General features: G+C 48.3%; 12 protein-coding genes. 9 read left to right on the top strand and 3 right to left on the bottom strand.

Going from position 1 to position 16,949, the window contains the following annotated elements:
- The first annotated feature begins 119 nt into the window (after positions 1 to 119).
- The 3 genes from B5F87_RS02650 (at position 120) to B5F87_RS02640 (ending at position 4,151) form a co-directional block, all read left to right on the top strand.
- Positions 120 to 797, top strand: a complete 678-nt coding sequence (locus tag B5F87_RS02650; protein ID WP_087276356.1) for a response regulator transcription factor — start codon at positions 120 to 122, stop codon at positions 795 to 797.
- A gap of 9 nt (positions 798 to 806) precedes the next feature.
- Entirely contained in the window at positions 807 to 2,375 is a 1,569-nt protein-coding gene (locus B5F87_RS02645; RefSeq protein ID WP_087276353.1) for a HAMP domain-containing sensor histidine kinase, read from the top strand.
- Between the two features lie 84 nt (positions 2,376 to 2,459).
- Positions 2,460 to 4,151, top strand: coding sequence for an alpha-glucosidase (locus tag B5F87_RS02640; RefSeq protein ID WP_087276350.1), 1,692 nt, complete (start codon positions 2,460 to 2,462; stop codon positions 4,149 to 4,151).
- Between the two features lie 59 nt (positions 4,152 to 4,210).
- Here B5F87_RS02640 and B5F87_RS02635 read toward each other — a convergent pair whose 3' ends face one another.
- A complete protein-coding gene (locus B5F87_RS02635; RefSeq protein ID WP_087276348.1) occupies positions 4,211 to 4,426 on the bottom strand; it encodes a DUF6465 family protein in 216 nt (71 codons plus the stop codon).
- Between the two features lie 340 nt (positions 4,427 to 4,766).
- On the opposite strand from B5F87_RS02635, the gene hisH reads away from it, so the two are divergent.
- Together hisH and hisF are read left to right on the top strand one after the other, a co-directional pair.
- The gene (hisH, locus tag B5F87_RS02630; RefSeq protein ID WP_087276346.1) at positions 4,767 to 5,384 is read left to right on the top strand and encodes an imidazole glycerol phosphate synthase subunit HisH; all 618 of its coding nucleotides are present in this window, start codon (positions 4,767 to 4,769) and stop codon (positions 5,382 to 5,384) included.
- Positions 5,385 to 5,393: 9 nt separating this feature from the next.
- Positions 5,394 to 6,155, top strand: coding sequence for an imidazole glycerol phosphate synthase subunit HisF (hisF, locus tag B5F87_RS02625; protein ID WP_087276344.1), 762 nt, complete (start codon positions 5,394 to 5,396; stop codon positions 6,153 to 6,155).
- A gap of 90 nt (positions 6,156 to 6,245) precedes the next feature.
- Here hisF and B5F87_RS02620 read toward each other — a convergent pair whose 3' ends face one another.
- Entirely contained in the window at positions 6,246 to 7,226 is a 981-nt protein-coding gene (locus tag B5F87_RS02620; protein ID WP_087276341.1) for a LacI family DNA-binding transcriptional regulator, read from the bottom strand.
- A gap of 515 nt (positions 7,227 to 7,741) precedes the next feature.
- Here B5F87_RS02620 and B5F87_RS02610 point away from each other — a divergent pair.
- Both B5F87_RS02610 and B5F87_RS02605 read left to right on the top strand, forming a co-directional pair.
- Positions 7,742 to 9,133, top strand: coding sequence for a sn-glycerol-1-phosphate dehydrogenase (locus B5F87_RS02610; protein WP_087276334.1), 1,392 nt, complete (start codon positions 7,742 to 7,744; stop codon positions 9,131 to 9,133).
- A 131-nt stretch (positions 9,134 to 9,264) separates the two neighbouring features.
- The gene (locus B5F87_RS02605) at positions 9,265 to 10,929 is read left to right on the top strand and encodes a ribulokinase (protein WP_087276331.1); all 1,665 of its coding nucleotides are present in this window, start codon (positions 9,265 to 9,267) and stop codon (positions 10,927 to 10,929) included.
- Between the two features lie 172 nt (positions 10,930 to 11,101).
- Here the strand turns inward: B5F87_RS02605 and B5F87_RS02600 are convergent, their stop codons facing one another.
- Positions 11,102 to 15,385, bottom strand: coding sequence for a 2-hydroxyacyl-CoA dehydratase (locus B5F87_RS02600; RefSeq protein WP_087276328.1), 4,284 nt, complete (start codon positions 15,383 to 15,385; stop codon positions 11,102 to 11,104).
- 185 nt (positions 15,386 to 15,570) lie between these two features.
- On the opposite strand from B5F87_RS02600, the gene B5F87_RS02595 reads away from it, so the two are divergent.
- Together B5F87_RS02595 and rbr are read left to right on the top strand one after the other, a co-directional pair.
- Positions 15,571 to 15,948, top strand: coding sequence for a LysM domain-containing protein (locus B5F87_RS02595; RefSeq protein ID WP_158096926.1), 378 nt, complete (start codon positions 15,571 to 15,573; stop codon positions 15,946 to 15,948).
- Between the two features lie 142 nt (positions 15,949 to 16,090).
- Positions 16,091 to 16,759: a rubrerythrin gene (gene rbr, locus B5F87_RS02590; protein ID WP_087276324.1), complete on the top strand. Its 669-nt coding sequence runs from the start codon at positions 16,091 to 16,093 to the stop codon at positions 16,757 to 16,759.
- Positions 16,760 to 16,949: the final 190 nt, after the last annotated feature.

Here is a 16,949-nt window from a genome sequence, read left to right as displayed (position 1 = left end):
TATCTGTAACAGTTCAGCCAGGCGTCTGGTAAGCTGCGTTAGCTGCGAATTTCCGGGATGTCATGGCTGAATTGTTACTAAATTTTAAAGTAAAATATGCTGTGGGATGGAGGATATATATGGAGAAATTAAAAATACTTGTGGTGGACGATGAGAGCAGAATGCGCAAGCTGGTCGGAGACTTTTTAAAAAAGAAAGGTTACGAAGTCGTTGAGGCAGCCGACGGTGAGGAGGCGCTGGATATATTTTTTGAAGACAAGAGTATCAGTCTTGTCATCTGTGATGTGATGATGCCGAAGATTGACGGCTTTGAAGTAGTCAAGGAGATAAGACAGTATTCTCAGGTGCCGATCATCATGCTGACGGCCAAGGGCGAGGAGAGCGATGAGCTCAATGGATTTGACCTGGGCGTGGACGAGTATATCGCCAAGCCGTTCAGCCCGAAGATTCTTGTGGCACGGGTGGAGGCGATCCTGCGAAGAAGTAATTCTCTGGCAGCCGGCGAGGTGCTGGAGGCGGGCGGCATCGAGCTCGATATCGCCGCCCATGAGGTGAAGATTGATGGAAAGCCGATCTCCTTAAGTTTTAAAGAATTTGAGCTCCTCACCTATTTTGTTATGAATCAGGGCGTGGCCCTCTCCAGAGAGAAGATTTTGAATAACGTGTGGAATTACGATTATTTCGGCGACGCCAGAACCATCGACACCCACGTAAAGAAGCTCAGAAGCAAGCTGGGTGACAAAGGAGAATACATTAAGACCATCTGGGGAATGGGTTACAAATTTGAAGTGGATTAGGATGATGATATGAAATACTATTCGATACGTTTCAAGCTGACGGCAATTTTGATTTTCATCGTCGGTTTTGTGATTTATTTTACCTGGTTTTTGAATCACGCCTTTGCGGAAAGGTATTATATTGCTTCAGAAAAAGCGAACATTGTCAGCACATTTCAGGAGGTAAAGAATGTGCTGGGGGATAGTGACAGTCAGACGATGGTAAATGAAGAGCTGGAGCAGATTTCCAACAGCACCAATATTAAGATGATGATCGCCCAGTCCAGCGACTATTATTTTTCACAGGTGGTTATTTTCAGTAATCTGATCGATGGCAGCAAAACCTATGAGGAGATTCTTGGTTATCTGGATCAAATTCGAAGTCAGGTGATTCTCGGCAGAGAAGAAGGCGTTTTTGATGAATATATGGCAAGAAAGAGGATTTTTCCGGGACAGGCAGATGGAGAAGAGGATAATTTTGTAACGCTCATCCAAAAAGGATATTTTGTGACGCAGCTGACAGACCGCGCCAGCGGGCAGAAAGGAATTTATCTTTTTGGCTTCACCGATGATAATTATCTTATTGCCATGCGGGTTGCGCTGGAAGGAATTCAGGATAGTGCGGAGATCAGCAGCCGATTTCTTACTTATACCGGTATGTCGGGTATTCTCATCGGAAGTATCATTATCTTTTTTGTTTCCACAAGATTTACCAGACCGATTAAGGATATGGCGGTTGTGGCAAACCGGATGACGCATCTGGATTTTGACGCCAAAGTTCATGTGGATACCGGAGATGAACTGGAAGTTTTGGGCAATTCTATGAATCAGATGTCTGAGAAGCTGGAATCGACCATTGCGGACCTGAAGGCGGCTAACCTTGAACTCCAGAAGGATATTGAGAAAAAAGAGCAGATTGATGAGATGCGGAAGGAATTCCTCTCCCATGTCAGTCATGAGCTGAAGACGCCGATTGCGCTCATTCAGGGCTATGCGGAAGGATTGAAGGAGAATATTACGGATGATGAAGAGAGCAGGGATTTCTACTGTGAGGTTATTGCCGACGAAGCGCAGAAAATGAATACCATGGTGAAGAAGCTTCTGACCCTTAATCAGATTGAATTCGGCAACCAGCAGCTTAATATGCAGAGATTTGATATTTGTCAAATGATCCGGAATAAACTGGCATCCACGCAGATTCTTTTTGCCAAAAAAAATAATACGGTCGTTTTTGAGGAGAAGGGACCAGTCTACGTCTGGGCGGATGAGTTTATGATTGAAGAGGTGTTCAGTAATTATTTGTCCAACGCGCTGAATCACGTTTTTCAGGATGGAGAGATTCGTATCTGGTTTGAACGTAAGGAAAAAGATCTGCGGATTCATGTTTATAATGACGGCAGCCTGATTCCTGAGAAGGAGCTTGAAAAACTCTGGATCAAGTTTTATAAAGTGGATAAGGCAAGAACGAGGGAATACGGTGGAAGCGGTATCGGTTTGTCCATTGTGGCGGCTACTATGAATGCCCATGGTAAGAAGTTCGGCGTGAGCAATCAGGAAAACGGCGTGGACTTCTACTTTGATCTGGACTGCGGGAACTGATGCTGTTGATGCCGCTGATACCGGTATTGCTGATGTCGGCGTCCGGCCGGCGGCGTAAAAGAAAAGAGGAGAGAGGAAAAATTTATGAAGAAAAAATGGTGGCATGACAAGATCGCGTATCAGATCTATCCGAAAAGTTTTCTGGATACTAACGGAGATGGTATCGGAGATCTTCGTGGCGTGATCACAAAGCTTGATTATCTGAAAGAACTGGGGATTGATATCATATGGCTTTCTCCCATCTACCAGTCCCCTTTTGTGGATCAGGGCTATGACATCTCAGATTATTATAATATCGGAGAAGAATTTGGCACCATGGAGGACTTTGATGAACTTTTGGCGGAGACAAAGAAGCGGGATATGTATGTGGTCATGGATCTGGTGGTGAATCATTGTTCTGACAAACATGAATGGTTTCAGAAGGCACTGAAGGATCCTTACGGGAAATATGCCGGATATTTTCACTTCGTGAAAGGAAAAGACGGAAGAGTGCCAAATAACTGGCGTTCCTATTTTGGAGGCAGCGTCTGGGAACCGGTGCCGGGAACGGACATGTATTATCTGCATTTTTTCGCGAAGGAACAGCCTGATCTGAACTGGGAGAATCAGGAGCTTCGCCAGGAGATTTATAAGATGATCAACTGGTGGCTGGAAAAAGGGATCGCCGGCTTCCGTATTGATGCAATTATCAATATCAAGAAGGATCTGCGTTTTCCGTCTTTTGAACCAGATGGGCCGGACGGTCTTGCTTCCTGCATTAAAATGGTGGAAGAAGTGGGTGGCGTCGGTGATTATTTTGAGGATATCAAACGCAATACATTTGCAAAATACGATGCGTTTACCGTGGCAGAGGTATTTAATATGAAAGAGGATGAGCTGACAGAGTTCATCGGAGATGACGGACATTTCTCCACCATGTTTGATTTCAGCGCCCACACACTGATGCAGGGCGAGAAGGGCTGGTATGAGAATAAGACGTTTGATTTCAAAGGGTGGAGAGATACTATTTTTGCATCGCAGCTTCAGCTGCAGAAGGTGGGTTTTGCAGCCAACATCATTGAGAATCACGATGAACCGAGAGGAGCAAGCCGTTTCCTGCCGGAGCACGCCAGAAATGAGGCGGGAAAGAAAATGCTTGCCACCACGTCGCTTCTGCTTTATGGTATTCCTTTTATTTATCAGGGACAGGAGATTGGCATGACAAACTGCCGCAGAGAAGATATATCGGAATATGACGATATCAGTACAAAAGACCAGTACCGGGAAGCTCTCGTGGCGGGATGTACGAAAGAGAGAGCTATGGAGGTCTGTTTTGAGAACAGCCGGGATAATGCCAGAACGCCGATGCAGTGGAGTTCCGGAAGAAATGCAGGATTCACGGAAGGAGAGCCGTGGCTGGCGCTGAACTCAAATTACAGGGAGATCAATGTGGAGGAACAGGCCGGCAGGAGTGATTCCCTGTTATCTTATTATAAGGCGCTCACGGCCCTTAAGAAGCATCCGGAATACAAAGAGACGCTGACTTATGGCAGATTTGTTCCGGATTATGAGGAGAACGGTGACGTATTTGCGTTTCACAGAATTTCTGAAGCCGGGCAGGATGTCCTTGTGGCGGCAAACTATGAAAAGGAGCCGCAGACGCTCATGCTGGCAGGCGGATGTGAGAAAGTGCTGTTGTCCAATATGGGAAAAGAGACAGTGAAGAAAGAAGAGACAGATTGCAGCGGATGTTTGACGCTGGACAGCTGTGAGGCGGCAGTGCTGCTTTTGAGATAAAAAATACCCTTCGTGGAATGTATCCGCGAAGGGTATTTTATCGTTGTGTCATTGTGCCTTTATTCTGCATATAAAGGAAAGCTTCCGCTTTCGTCATCGTTAAATACATAGTATACTGCGTTTTCTTCTGGTTTTACATAGAGGTCCAATTTTAATAAGTCTTTTACTTTGCGGTTCTGGTTGCCTTCATCTACCCAGACTTTTTTTGCAGCGGCGATGATTTCTTTGCTTTCAACTGTGTTGCCACCAAACTGTACATTGAGTGTTGATTTCATTTTGAAATTCCCCTTTCATACTACAATAATTAAAAAATTATATTATTGTTATCACTATAATATTACAATCCTGCTGAAAAATCAATAAATAATTTAGGATTCGTTTTTTTGTAAGTATCCTATACATTAATATTGCATAATTTATGAAAATCTACTAGAATAAATAGGGTAAAAATGGCAGTCTCACTGAAATAGAGATAGAAGAATAGTGCATAAATATTATAAAAACAACAAGATTATAATATATATTCAAGTTTATCTATGTGACAGAGCTGGGACAGAAGACAGATGATTTGATGTAACCGGATTAATTATAACGAAAAGAGAAAGGATAAGTATAATGTCAGTTGCGATCATTGATTACGACGCAGGCAATATTAAGAGTGTGGAAAAGGCGCTCGAGTATCTGGGTCAGAAAGTAAAGATAACAAGGGATCAAAAAGAGATTTTGTCAGCCGACCGGGTCATCCTTCCGGGGGTGGGAGCTTTTGGAGATGCCATGGGTAAGATAAGAAGTTATGGGCTGGAATCGGTGATTCAGGATGCCGTACGGCAGGGAACTCCGTTTCTCGGTATTTGTCTGGGATTGCAGCTTTTGTTTGAGGACAGTGACGAGACGCCGGGCGTGAAAGGTCTCGGGCTGCTTCCCGGGGGCATTCGGCGGATTCCGGATGGAGAAGGATTGAAGATTCCTCATATGGGATGGAATTCTCTGGATATTCGGGAAGGCGCCACTTTATTTAAAGGAATTGAAGGACATCCATATGTGTATTTCGTTCACTCTTACTATTTGTCTGCAAAACATGAGGAGGATGTGGCGGCTGCAACGTTTTATTCTACGAAGATTCACGCATCTGTGGAGCACGAGAATATTTTTGCCTGCCAGTTCCATCCGGAAAAGAGCGGTGAAGTAGGTCTTAAGATACTGGATAACTTTATTCATCTGGAAAACAGATAGGAGGATATAATGTTTACGAAAAGAATTATTCCCTGTCTTGACGTACACGAGGGACGGGTGGTAAAAGGTGTGAATTTTGTCAATCTCCGGGATGCCGGGGATCCGGTGGAGATTGCGGCTGCCTATGATAAGGCGGGGGCCGACGAGGTGGTTTTTCTGGATATTACGGCGTCCTCCGATGCGAGAAATACTGTGGTGGACATGGTGCGCCGGGTGGCGGAAAAGGTGTTTATCCCGTTTACGGTGGGCGGCGGCATCCGCACAGTGGATGATTTCCGCGCCATCCTCCGGGAGGGGGCCGACAAGGTCTCCGTGAATTCCTCCGCCATCATGCGTCCGGAACTGATCAGCGAGGCGGCGGACAAGTTCGGCAGCCAGTGCGTGGTGGTTGCCATCGACGCCAAACGGCGGGAAGACGGCAGCGGCTGGAATATCTTTAAAAACGGCGGCCGGATAGATATGAAGATGGACGCCGTGGAGTGGGCCATGCGTGTGGAGAAGCTGGGAGCTGGTGAGATTCTTCTTACCAGCATGGACTGCGACGGCACCAAAGCCGGTTACGACCTGGAGCTGACCCGTATCATCTCTGAAAATGTAAATATCCCGGTCATCGCTTCCGGCGGCGCGGGAACGAAAGAACATTTTTACGACGCCTTTGAGGAGGGCAGGGCGGACGCCGCCCTCGCTGCGTCCCTGTTCCACTTTAAGGAGCTTGAGATCATGGATCTGAAACGGTATCTGTCCGGACGGGGAATCCCGATGCGGCTGTAGCGGCCGGGTGGCTTGCTGCTGTGGAAACCGGAGGGAATTTCGTCCGCTTGGCGGTCTGCTCTGGGCCTGAATGGAGCTGCAGCGCCGCCGCTACATTTTCCGCGGCTTGCCGGTGGAGCGGCGTATGATGAGCTGCGGCTCGTATTCCAGCCGCATGAGCGGCGTCTTCTTCTGGGGGCCGTCCTTCAGGCGTTTTTTCTGATTGAGGAGCATCTGTACGGCCTGTGCGCCTTTCTCATCGATGCAGTGATCGATGGTAGTCAGGGAGATGCCCGAGAAGGAAGATACCAGCGTGTTGTCAAAGCCGCAGACGGAATAGTCGCCGGGTACGGAGTATCCCAGTTTTTTCAGGGCGTCTATGATACCGATGGCCACAAAATCATTGGTGCCCACGAAAGCGGTGATATCGCCGGGGGAACCGTGGAAATAATTCAGAATCAGCTGATAACCGGTCTCATAATGTTTATTGCTCACGGCAGAGCTCTGCTCTTCCTCTGTTCTGGCTTCCAGAACGTGTACCAGCGAGGAAGGCAGGCCCTGTTGTTCGTATTCTTCACGGATACCCTGGAGACGGCGCAGGCGGGGTACTTCCGCCGGATTGAGCGGCGTGGTCACGTAAGCGATGTTCCGGTGACCAAGCTCCAGCAGATGTCTGGCCAGCAGGTGTCCGGACTTCTTGCTGTCCAGCTCCAGAAGCTCCAGCTTTAATTCCGGATTATAATCATTGATCATGACGACGGGAATCTTCCGGTGCAGCCGGCTCAGAAAAGAGACCGCCTTCGGAGCAAATGTATAGATGATTCCGTAGTATTCATTATCCTCCGCCATATGAAGATAGTAGGTCTCCTGCTCCTCAAGACGGTTTGTGTAGGCGATCAGGACATAAAGCCCCATACTCTGGGCCGCCTGGGTGATGGCCTGAATCAGCGTGGTATAATACTGAGTGGAAAGAGACGGGCACATGATCATAATGGTGGACTTCATATCTGTTTTTGCACGCCGGTTTCTCGGCTTATACACATATCCCATTTCCGTGGCGGTACGCTGCACCAATTCCACAGTTTCTTTCAAAAATGCATATCAGTCCGGCCGCTTAAGATCATGGACACAGCGGACTGAGAGACGAAGCAGGCTTTGGCTATGTCTCTGGTGGTAGGTTTCTTTTTATCTGGCATAAATGGAAGATCTCCTTTGCTAATGTTATGAACAGTATAGCAGATGACGGCGGGAACCGCCACATTTACAGAAAAAACAATGATTCTTCCTGGTAGTACGCAGTTTATTTTCCAGCCAGGTAAATGTCAGGTAATCAAATCTGAAAAATTAATCAGCAGAGTGGAAATGCGGAGATTTTCTTTGATTAGTAATCAAAAGACGGTGGAAACGCCGTCTTTTTTTCTGAGAAAAATTAATCAGATTTTTGATTAATTTTATTATAGATTTGATTAGTAATCAGCGCTTTTCCGGCATATTGACGAAAAAATTTTTTCAGGTAGAATGTATGACAACAGGATGACAGAGCATGGGATTCCGGAAACCACGCCATGTCCGAGAATAATTTGCAGCAATCAGAAGGAGGAATCACTATGGCAGCAAGCAATAATCTTTCACAGTATCTCGAAAAGGAAATCCATTGTTCCTGTGGTCACACCCACAGCACGAATCTCAGGAGAATAGATATTGAAGAGGGGGCGCTTTCCCGTCTTCCGCAGCACATCAAAGAATTTGGATATAAGAATATTTTTGTGGTGTGCGACGTGAATACCTGGGAGGCTGCGGGCAAAGCCGCAGAGCGGGAATTAGGGGCTGCGGGCCTGGATTATTATACGCTGGTGCTGCCGGATGAGGAGCTGGTTCCTGACGAGCAGGCCGTGGGCAAAGTGATGGAAGTATATCAGAAGGGAACGGATCTGCTGCTGGCGGTTGGATCCGGAACGCTCAACGACCTCTGCAAGTTTGTAAGTTTTCAGTTAAATCTTGACTATATGATTTTTGCCACTGCGCCGTCTATGGACGGGTTTGTTTCTGTGGGAGCCGCGCTGATTCATAACCATGTGAAGACAACTTATCAGGCCCATGTTCCGGTGGCGGTGCTGGGAGACCCGGAGATTCTGGCAAAGGCACCTATGGAGATGATCGTGGCAGGTCTGGGAGACATTTTAGGCAAGTATACCTGTCTGGTGGACTGGAAGATGGCCCATCTCATTGAAGACGAATATTACTGTGAGGTCATCGACAAGATGGTGAAGGAGTCCATTGAGATCGTGGTGGAAGAGAGCGATGGAATTAAGCAGAGAAACCAGGAGGCAGTGAAGCATCTGATGGAAGCTCTGGTACTGACAGGAGTTGCCATGAGTTTTGTGGGCAATTCCCGCCCGGCATCCGGAAGCGAGCATCATCTGTCCCATTACTGGGAAATGCAGTTCCAGATGGAAGGAAAGAAACCGATCCTCCATGGAATCAAGGTGGGCGTCGGTATGCTGGCTGTTATAAAAATGTACGAAATGCTGGAGAAAGAAGCGCCGGACTTTGCAGCGGCAAAAAAACGGCAGCCGGATTACGAGAGCTGGAAGAAAAAAGTGTGCGACTGCTATAAGGACGCAGCGCCTGGAATTCTTGAGCTGGAGGAAAGCTGTGGCAAAAACAGCGTGGAGAACCGGAACAGACGACTGGATATCATGGAAGAAAAATGGACACAGATCCGGGAGCTGATCCGGGAGGAGATTCCATCCGGAAAAGAGCTGGAGAAAATGATGGCGTCTCTGGGAGAGCCGGTCAATCCGCAGCAGCTTGGCATTTCTCCGGAACTGGTGAAAGATGCAGTTATCCTCGCTAAGGAAGTGCGCAACCGCTTCACGATTCTGCAGGTACTCTGGGATCTGGGACTTTTGGAAGAGTATGCGGAGAAAGTGGCGGCGTATTTTTCAGCCGGGCAGGAAACGTACCGGGGACAGGAGTCTGCACAGAAGACAGCATGAGATAACTGATGCAAATGGATGCAGCCGGGAACTAAAAAACAGTATGACACACCAAAAGAAAACATGGACGGCGTGAAGCCTGAAATGGTAAAATAAAGCAATATATTAGCGTGAGCGAAAGGAGAAGGAACATGAGTAAGTATGCAATTGGAGTGGACTATGGGACACTGTCTGTGCGGGCATTGATGGTGGATATCCACACAGGAGAAGAGGTGGCTACGAGTATCTACGAGTATCCGCACGGTGTTATGGAGGAGCACATTCCGTCGGGTCAACGGCTGGCGCCGGGCTGGGCGCTGCAGGATCCGCAGGATTATCTGGAGGGACTGATCATCACCGTCCGCAATGTGATGGCACAGAAAAAAGCGTTCCCGGAAGAGGTAGTGGGTATCGGCGTCGATTTTACTTCCTCAACAATTCTTCCGGTGAAGGCAGATAAGACGCCGTTATGTCATCTGGAACAGTTTAAGGATGAGCCGCACGCTTATGTCAAGCTCTGGAAGCATCACGGTGCGGAAGAGGAAGCGCTGCTCATCGACAAGATCGCGAAAGAAAGAGGAGAGAGCTGGCTGTCCCTCTACGGCGGCAAGGTTTCCAGTGAGTGGATGATTCCGAAGGTTCTTGAGACACTGCGTCATGCTCCGAAGGTGTATGAGGAAGCAGACCGGATGATGGAGGCTCTGGACTGGATTATCTGGGAGATGACCGACGAAGAAACAAGAAGCGCCTGCGGCGCCGGCTATAAAGCTTTTTACCGCCATGATACCGGTTATCCTTCCAATGATTTCTTTAAAGCCCTCGATTCACGGATGGAACATTTTATTGAGGAGAAAATGGATGCGCCGATCAAATCCATCGGTGAGACAGCCGGATACCTCTGCGAGTCCATGGCAAGACAGCTTGGTCTGCTGGCAGGAACTCCTGTGGGAACCGGAATCATTGACGCACATTCCTCTCTGCCGGGCTGCGGTATCGGCGAGCCGGGCGAGATGATGATCATTGTGGGAACATCTTCCTGTCATATGATGCTCTCAGAGACGGAAGCAGGTATCCCGGGTGTCGGCGGCCTTGTAAAAGACGGTATTATGCCGGGCTACTTCGGCTACGAAGCAGGACAGTGTTGTGTGGGCGACCATTTCGCATGGTTTGTGGACAACTGCGTACCGGAAAGCTACGCACAGGAGGCGAGAGAAAAAGGAATCTCCGTTCATCAGCTGCTCACCGACCGTCTGAAAGATTACAAGGCAGGACAGAGCGGTCTGCTGGCCCTTGACTGGTTTAACGGCGTTCGTTCCCCGCTCATGGACTTTAATTTAAACGGAATGATCATGGGAATGAACCTGCTTACCAAACCGGAAGAGATCTACCTTTCACTCATCGAGGCGACCGCTTACGGCACAAGAATGATCATCGAATCCTTTGAAGATGCCGGCGTGCCGGTAAATTCCATCGTACTGAGCGGCGGTATCCCGGTGAAGAACCACATGCTGGTGCAGGTGTACGCTGATATCTGTAAGAAGAATATCCGCATTTCCGCCACCACACAGGCCAGCGCTCTGGGCGCAGCCATCCTCGGCGCTGCAGCAGCATCCGAGCAGGTGACCGGATACAAGAACGCCAGCGAGATCGCACAGAAGATCGGTCAGGTGGAAGATAAGGTTTATACACCGAATCCGGACAACACAGAAGTGTACGATAAGCTTTACGAGGAGTACAAGACCTTACATAAATACTTCGGAACCGGAGAAAATGATGTAATGAAACGTCTCAATAAGATCCGCGAGGAGAGAAAATAGTTTCTGTAAGATCTGCGAAGAAAATTGATTCCGGCTGATTTGCCTGAAAGGCGATGATCAGCCAGGAATCGCAGCAAATATTTGAATAATAGCACATAAAAAGAGCCGCTGGAGTGAATTCCTCAGCGGCTTCTTTTTATGGAAATAGATGGTTGGCTCCGGCAGGAGGCTGCTACAGGGCAGCCCGTTTTGCCGGTTTTTTCTTCTTTGCTTCTTTTTTCTTTTCCTTTGCGATCTGTTCGTCCAGATTCTTCTGGGCGGTTGCAAGCATCAGCTTGATACGGTTGACCTGATTTACTTCGCTGGCGCCCGGGTCATAGTCAATGGCGACGATATTGGACTGCGGGTATTTTCTACGCAGTTCCTTGATAACGCCCTTGCCCACTACATGGTTTGGCAGGCAGGCAAACGGCTGGGTGCAGACGATGTTCGGCGCGCCGCCCTCGATCAGCTCGACCATCTCGCCGGTAAGGAACCAGCCTTCGCCGGTCTGATTGCCCAGGGAGACGATCGGGGAAGCGTATCTTGCAAGATCCTTGATGTGCGGCGGCGGATCAAAGCGATTGCTCTTCTCCAGCTCTTTGCGCAGGAATCCGCGGTACAGCTCGATGGCCTGAATGCCGGCGTTGCATAACTTGGCGGTCCAGGAAGACTTGCCCAGGTATTCCGACTTGAAGTTGGCGTTATACAGGCTGTAGAACATGAAGTCCAGAAGGTCTGGCATCACAGCCTCTGCGCCTTCCGCTTCCAGTAACTCAACCAGATGATTGTTGGCGTCCGGGAGGAACTTCACCAGAATCTCGCCGACGATACCGACACGAGGACGACGCTCTTCCGTGATCGGCAGGGTGTCGAAGTCGCGGATGATCTGTTTTACATTTCTCCGGAATTCTCCGTAACGGGCCTTCTGTAACGACTTGATGCAGCGTTTCTGCCATACCTCGTGGAGATGATTGGCAGAACCTTTCACCTTCTCGTACGGGCGGACACGATAAAGAACGCGCATGAACAGGTCGCCGTAGACTACTGCCTGAAGCATACGGATCAGAAGGGCAGGCGTGATCTTGAAACCTTCGTTCTTCTCGATGCCCTGTACGCTGATACTGATTACCGGGATATGTCCATAGCCATTTTTGGCCAAGGCACGGCGGATGAAACCGATATAATTGGTTGCCCGGCAGCCGCCTCCTGTCTGGGAAATGATGACAGCCGTTTTGTTCAGGTCGTATTTACCGGAAGTAAGGGCGGTCATGATCTGTCCCACAACGATGAGGGAAGGATAGCAGGCGTCGTTGTTTACGTATTTCAGCCCTGTATCCACTGCCTTTTTGCCCATCTGCGGCAGCACATCCACGTTGTAGCCGCAATGGCGGAATACCGGTGCCAGAAGGTCGAAATGAATCGGCGACATCTGCGGTACCAGGATCGTATAATCCTTGCGCATTTCTTTGGTAAATTCCACCTTTTCAATGTTTGCAGGAACGATCTCCGGTTCGATATTCTTTTTGTTCCGGATGCGCACGGCGGCGATCAGGGAACGGATGCGGATTCTTGCTGCTCCCAGGTTGTTGACCTCGTCGATCTTCAGTACCGTGTAGATTCGTCCGGAATTGGAAAGAATGTCGTTGACCGCGTCGGTGGTGACGGCGTCCAGTCCGCATCCGAAAGAGTTCAGCTGAATCACTTCAAGCTGTTTATTTTTCTTAGCATAGTTGGCGGCGCCGTACAGACGGGAATGATACATCCACTGGTCCGATACGATAAGCGGCCGTTCCACATTGCCCAGATGACAGATGGAATCCTCGCTCAGCACGGCGATGCCATAGGAGTTAATGAGCTCCGGAATACCATGGTTGATCTCCGGGTCGATGTGATACGGGCGTCCGCAGAGGACGATGCCCATCTTGCCGGTTTCCGCCAGGTAAGCAAGGGTTTCCTCACCTTTGGTGCGGATATCCTGACGTACCTGCGCAGCCTCCTTGTAGGCGGCATCCACGGCTTCGGTGATTTCTTCCTTCGTCACGTCATAATGCTGGCTCAGCTCTTCAAAAAGACGGACTTTTAAAGCTTCCTCATTGTCGAGAGCCAGGAACGGATTCATGAAAAGAATGTCGGAGTCACGCAGCTCTTCCATGTTGTTTTTAATGTTTTCCGCATAGGAAGTAACGATCGGGCAGTTGTAATGATTGTTGGCGTCCGGCGTTTCGTTCTGTTCGTAAGGCACGCACGGATACCAGATGGTCTTGATGCCCTTCTGCAGCAGCCACATCACATGGCCGTGGGCGATCTTTGCCGGATAACATTCTGATTCGCTCGGAATGGATTCAATGCCCAGCTCGTAAATCTTACGGGAAGATTTCGGGGAGATCACTACCCGGAATCCGAGGTTTGTGAAGAAAGTATGCCAGAACGGGTAGTTTTCGTAAATGTTCAATACCCGCGGGATACCGATAACGCCCCTCGGCGCTTCTTCCTCTTTTAAAGATTTATATCCGAAGATCCGTTTATATTTATAATCGTAAAGATTCGGTACATGCTCGTGATTACGCTCCATGCCGAGACCGCGCTCACATCGGTTTCCGGAGATGAAATTGCGTCCGTTGCCGAAGTCATTGATGGTCAGAAGACAATGGTTGTTACAGTGCGGACACCGGCTCATGGTCGTGTCGTAATTAAGCTTCAGAATCTCATCCATGGAAAGCATGCCGGTCGGGCCGGTTTCATCCGCCCGTTCTCTGGCAATCAGCGCGGCGCCGAAAGCGCCCATAATGCCGGCAATATCCGGACGGACTGCATGGCAGCCGGAGATTCTCTCGAAGGTACGAAGAACAGCGTCATTATAAAATGTTCCGCCCTGTACGACGATCTTATTGCCCAGCTGTTTCGGATCTGTCAGCTTGATAACCTTCAGAATGGCATTTTTGATGACAGAGTAGGCAAGACCGGCGGAGATATCGCCGACGCTGGCACCTTCTTTCTGCGCCTGTTTAACCTTGGAATTCATAAAAACGGTACACCGGGAACCAAGATCAATCGGAGCTTTGGCAAACAGCGCCACTTTGGCGAAGTCTTCCACAGAGTAATCCAGAGACTTGGCAAAAGTCTCGATAAAGGAACCGCAGCCGGAAGAACATGCCTCATTCAGCATGACGTTATCCACAGCGTTGTTTTTGATCTTGATACATTTCATATCCTGTCCGCCAATATCCAGGATACAGTCCACATCCGGCTCAAAGAAAGCGGCCGCATAATAATGAGCCATGGTTTCCACTTCGCCGTGATCCAGATTGAAGGCTGCCTTAATCAGCGCTTCGCCGTATCCGGTAGAACAGGAACCGGCAATCCTGGCTGTCTTTGGCATCACCTTTTTCAGCTCGCCCATGGCGCGGATGGAAGTCTTTAGCGGACTTCCGTTATTATTATCGTAAAAACGCCACAGCAGGGAACCGTCCTCGCCCACCAGCGCCAGTTTGGTGGTGGTGGAGCCGGCGTCGATACCCAGATAACATTTTCCTTTATAGGAAGCCAGGTCGCCTTTCTTTACGTTAAAACGGTTGTGTTCCTGGATGAAAGCATCGTATTCCGCCTGATCTTTAAACAGCGGTTCCAGACGTTCTCCCTCCACGGCCAGATGCATTTCCGATTCAAAATAGCCCAGAAGCTCATCAAAATCCATGGCGCAGTACTGTTTGGAATTAAGAGCCGCGCCCACAGCCGCAAAAAGATGAGAGTGCGGCGGGTCGATGATGTGCTCCTCGTCCAGATGCAGCGTGCGGATAAAAGCATTTTTAAGCTCCGGCATAAAATGAAGCGGGCCGCCCAGAAAGGCCACGTGACCTTTGATCGGTTTTCCGCAGGCAAGACCGCTGATAGTCTGATTCACCACAGCCTGGAAGATGGAGGCTGCAAGATTCTCCTTGGTGGCTCCCTCGTTGATCAGTGGCTGAATGTCAGTCTTTGCAAATACACCGCAGCGTGCGGCAATCGGATAGATGGTGTCATAACCCTTGGCATACTCATTGAGGCCGGAAGCGTCCGTCTGCAGAAGGCTCGCCATCTGATCGATGAAAGAGCCGGTTCCGCCGGCGCAGACGCCGTTCATCCGCTGCTCGATGCCGTTGGTAAAGTAGATGATCTTGGCGTCCTCGCCGCCAAGTTCGATGGCCACGTCTGTCTTTGGCTCGTAGTCCTGTAATGCGTGAGACACGCAGACAACTTCCTGGCAGAACGGAATATGTAAATATTCAGAAATCGCCATACCGCCGGATCCGGTTACCGTTGGGTGAACAGTTTCGTTTCCAACTTGCTTCCGGGCTTCTGTCAGAAGCTCCTGCAAAGTCTCTTTTATATTGGCATAATGTCTTTTATAATCAGAAAAAAGAATATTATGTCCGCTGTCGATGACAGCGACTTTTACAGTGGTAGAGCCAATATCAATTCCTAATGAATAATCCATTAATCCTTGTCAACTCCTTTAAAAAATAAAATGTATATAACATGTTTGAAAGTTTCTGTCTGTGATTCAAGGAATTATTATAAACGAAGTTTTTTTAAAATACAACAAAATTCGAAAAAAATACTCTGTGACAAAAATCATCCCTGCGACATACATTAATGTAAAGAAAGATGGAGGGGATTGTTTTGAACAAGAAAATCTATTTAAGTATGTGCAACAAAAAAAGCTGCTCCGGCCCTGTGCATGTGGTGGAGCCGGGAGACACTCTGTATGGAATAGCCAGGAAGCATCATACGAGAGTTCGCGTTCTTCTGGATTTGAATCCCTTTGTTGATATATATAATTTGCAGCCGGGAGATGAAATCTGTATACCGTCCGATCAGACGCCGGGACAGATTGGATTCCGCCCGTATGTGGTAAAACAAAATGAAACTGTCGGCGATATATTAAAGAATCTGTCCATGTCATTTGAAGAACTGGCGAGGGTGAATAAAGTTCTTTCTAATCTTACGCTTCGTCCGGGGACAATTTTACTGGTTCCTGCAGAAAAGATAAAGTCATAAAATATGGAAAGCTTCCTCCCTGCCAGAAAATAACAGGAAAAAAATCTTGACAAGTCAAATTCCTGTGGTAATATAATAGTAACGATTCTCATTATTGTTAAGGGAACCGTAAAACGGAAAGAAAAACAGGGAGGAACTTACTATGGTAAAATATCGTTGTACAATCTGTGGTTATATCTATGAAGGTGAACTGCCGGAGGATTTCGTATGTCCTTTATGTAAACAGCCGGCATCTGTTTTTGAGAAGATCGAGGAGGAGGCTCCGGCTGAATCTAAGAATCCTTATGCAGGAACAAAGACAGAGAAGAACCTGATGGAAGCTTTTGCCGGTGAGAGCCAGGCAAGAAATAAATACACATACTTTGCAAATGTGGCAAGCCGTGAAGGTTACGACCAGCTGGCTGAGATTTTCTTAAAAACAGCCCGCAACGAGCAGGAACATGCCCGCGTATGGTTTGAGGAGCTTGGCAACATCGGAACTACAGCAGAGAACCTTGCAGCTGCTGCAGCAGGCGAGAACTATGAGTGGACAGATATGTATGATCGTATGGCTAAGGAAGCTGATGAGGAAGGCTTCCATGATCTTGCAGAGCGTTTCCGTAAAGTCGGAGCTATCGAGAAGGCGCACGAGGAGCGTTATCTTGCACTTCTTAATAATGTAGAGATGCAGAAAGTCTTCGAGAAATCCGAAGAGACCATGTGGGAGTGCCGTGTCTGCGGACATCTTGTAATCGGAAAGAAAGCTCCGGAGGTATGTCCGGTATGTAAATATTCTCAGAGCTTCTTTGAAGTGAGAAAAGAGAACTACTAAGATATAACCAATAAATACAGCAGAATAAATACACTATATAATATAGAAGGAACCGGAATCTGACAGAGGGGAACGGTTCCTTCTTTTTTGCTTTTTCGGGTTTGACAAAGGATATTATATTCTTTATAATGATACCAGCGGTTTCCATGATGTGAGGAGTTCAGACGGGCCCTCCTGTTGTATTGCCGTA

Origin of the sequence: Eubacterium sp. An3 (genome assembly GCF_002159465.1) — a bacterium.
GTDB lineage: Bacteria > Bacillota > Clostridia > Lachnospirales > Lachnospiraceae > Anaerobutyricum > Anaerobutyricum stercoris.
Note: the sequence above shows the minus strand (reverse complement) of the source record. Positions and strands in the feature narration are given on the sequence as shown.

What these genes read in the sequence shown, in the direction of transcription:
- B5F87_RS02650 (WP_087276356.1), top strand. Translation starts at nt 120, where the DNA reads ATGGAGAAATTAAAAATACTTGTGGTGGACGATGAGAGCAGAATGCGC.
- B5F87_RS02645 (WP_087276353.1), top strand. Translation starts at nt 807, where the DNA reads ATGAAATACTATTCGATACGTTTCAAGCTGACGGCAATTTTGATTTTC.
- B5F87_RS02640 (WP_087276350.1), top strand. Translation starts at nt 2,460, where the DNA reads ATGAAGAAAAAATGGTGGCATGACAAGATCGCGTATCAGATCTATCCG.
- B5F87_RS02635 (WP_087276348.1), bottom strand. Translation starts at nt 4,426, where the DNA reads ATGAAATCAACACTCAATGTACAGTTTGGTGGCAACACAGTTGAAAGC.
- hisH (WP_087276346.1), top strand. Translation starts at nt 4,767, where the DNA reads ATGTCAGTTGCGATCATTGATTACGACGCAGGCAATATTAAGAGTGTG.
- hisF (WP_087276344.1), top strand. Translation starts at nt 5,394, where the DNA reads ATGTTTACGAAAAGAATTATTCCCTGTCTTGACGTACACGAGGGACGG.
- B5F87_RS02610 (WP_087276334.1), top strand. Translation starts at nt 7,742, where the DNA reads ATGGCAGCAAGCAATAATCTTTCACAGTATCTCGAAAAGGAAATCCAT.
- B5F87_RS02605 (WP_087276331.1), top strand. Translation starts at nt 9,265, where the DNA reads ATGAGTAAGTATGCAATTGGAGTGGACTATGGGACACTGTCTGTGCGG.
- B5F87_RS02600 (WP_087276328.1), bottom strand. Translation starts at nt 15,385, where the DNA reads ATGGATTATTCATTAGGAATTGATATTGGCTCTACCACTGTAAAAGTC.
- rbr (WP_087276324.1), top strand. Translation starts at nt 16,091, where the DNA reads ATGGTAAAATATCGTTGTACAATCTGTGGTTATATCTATGAAGGTGAA.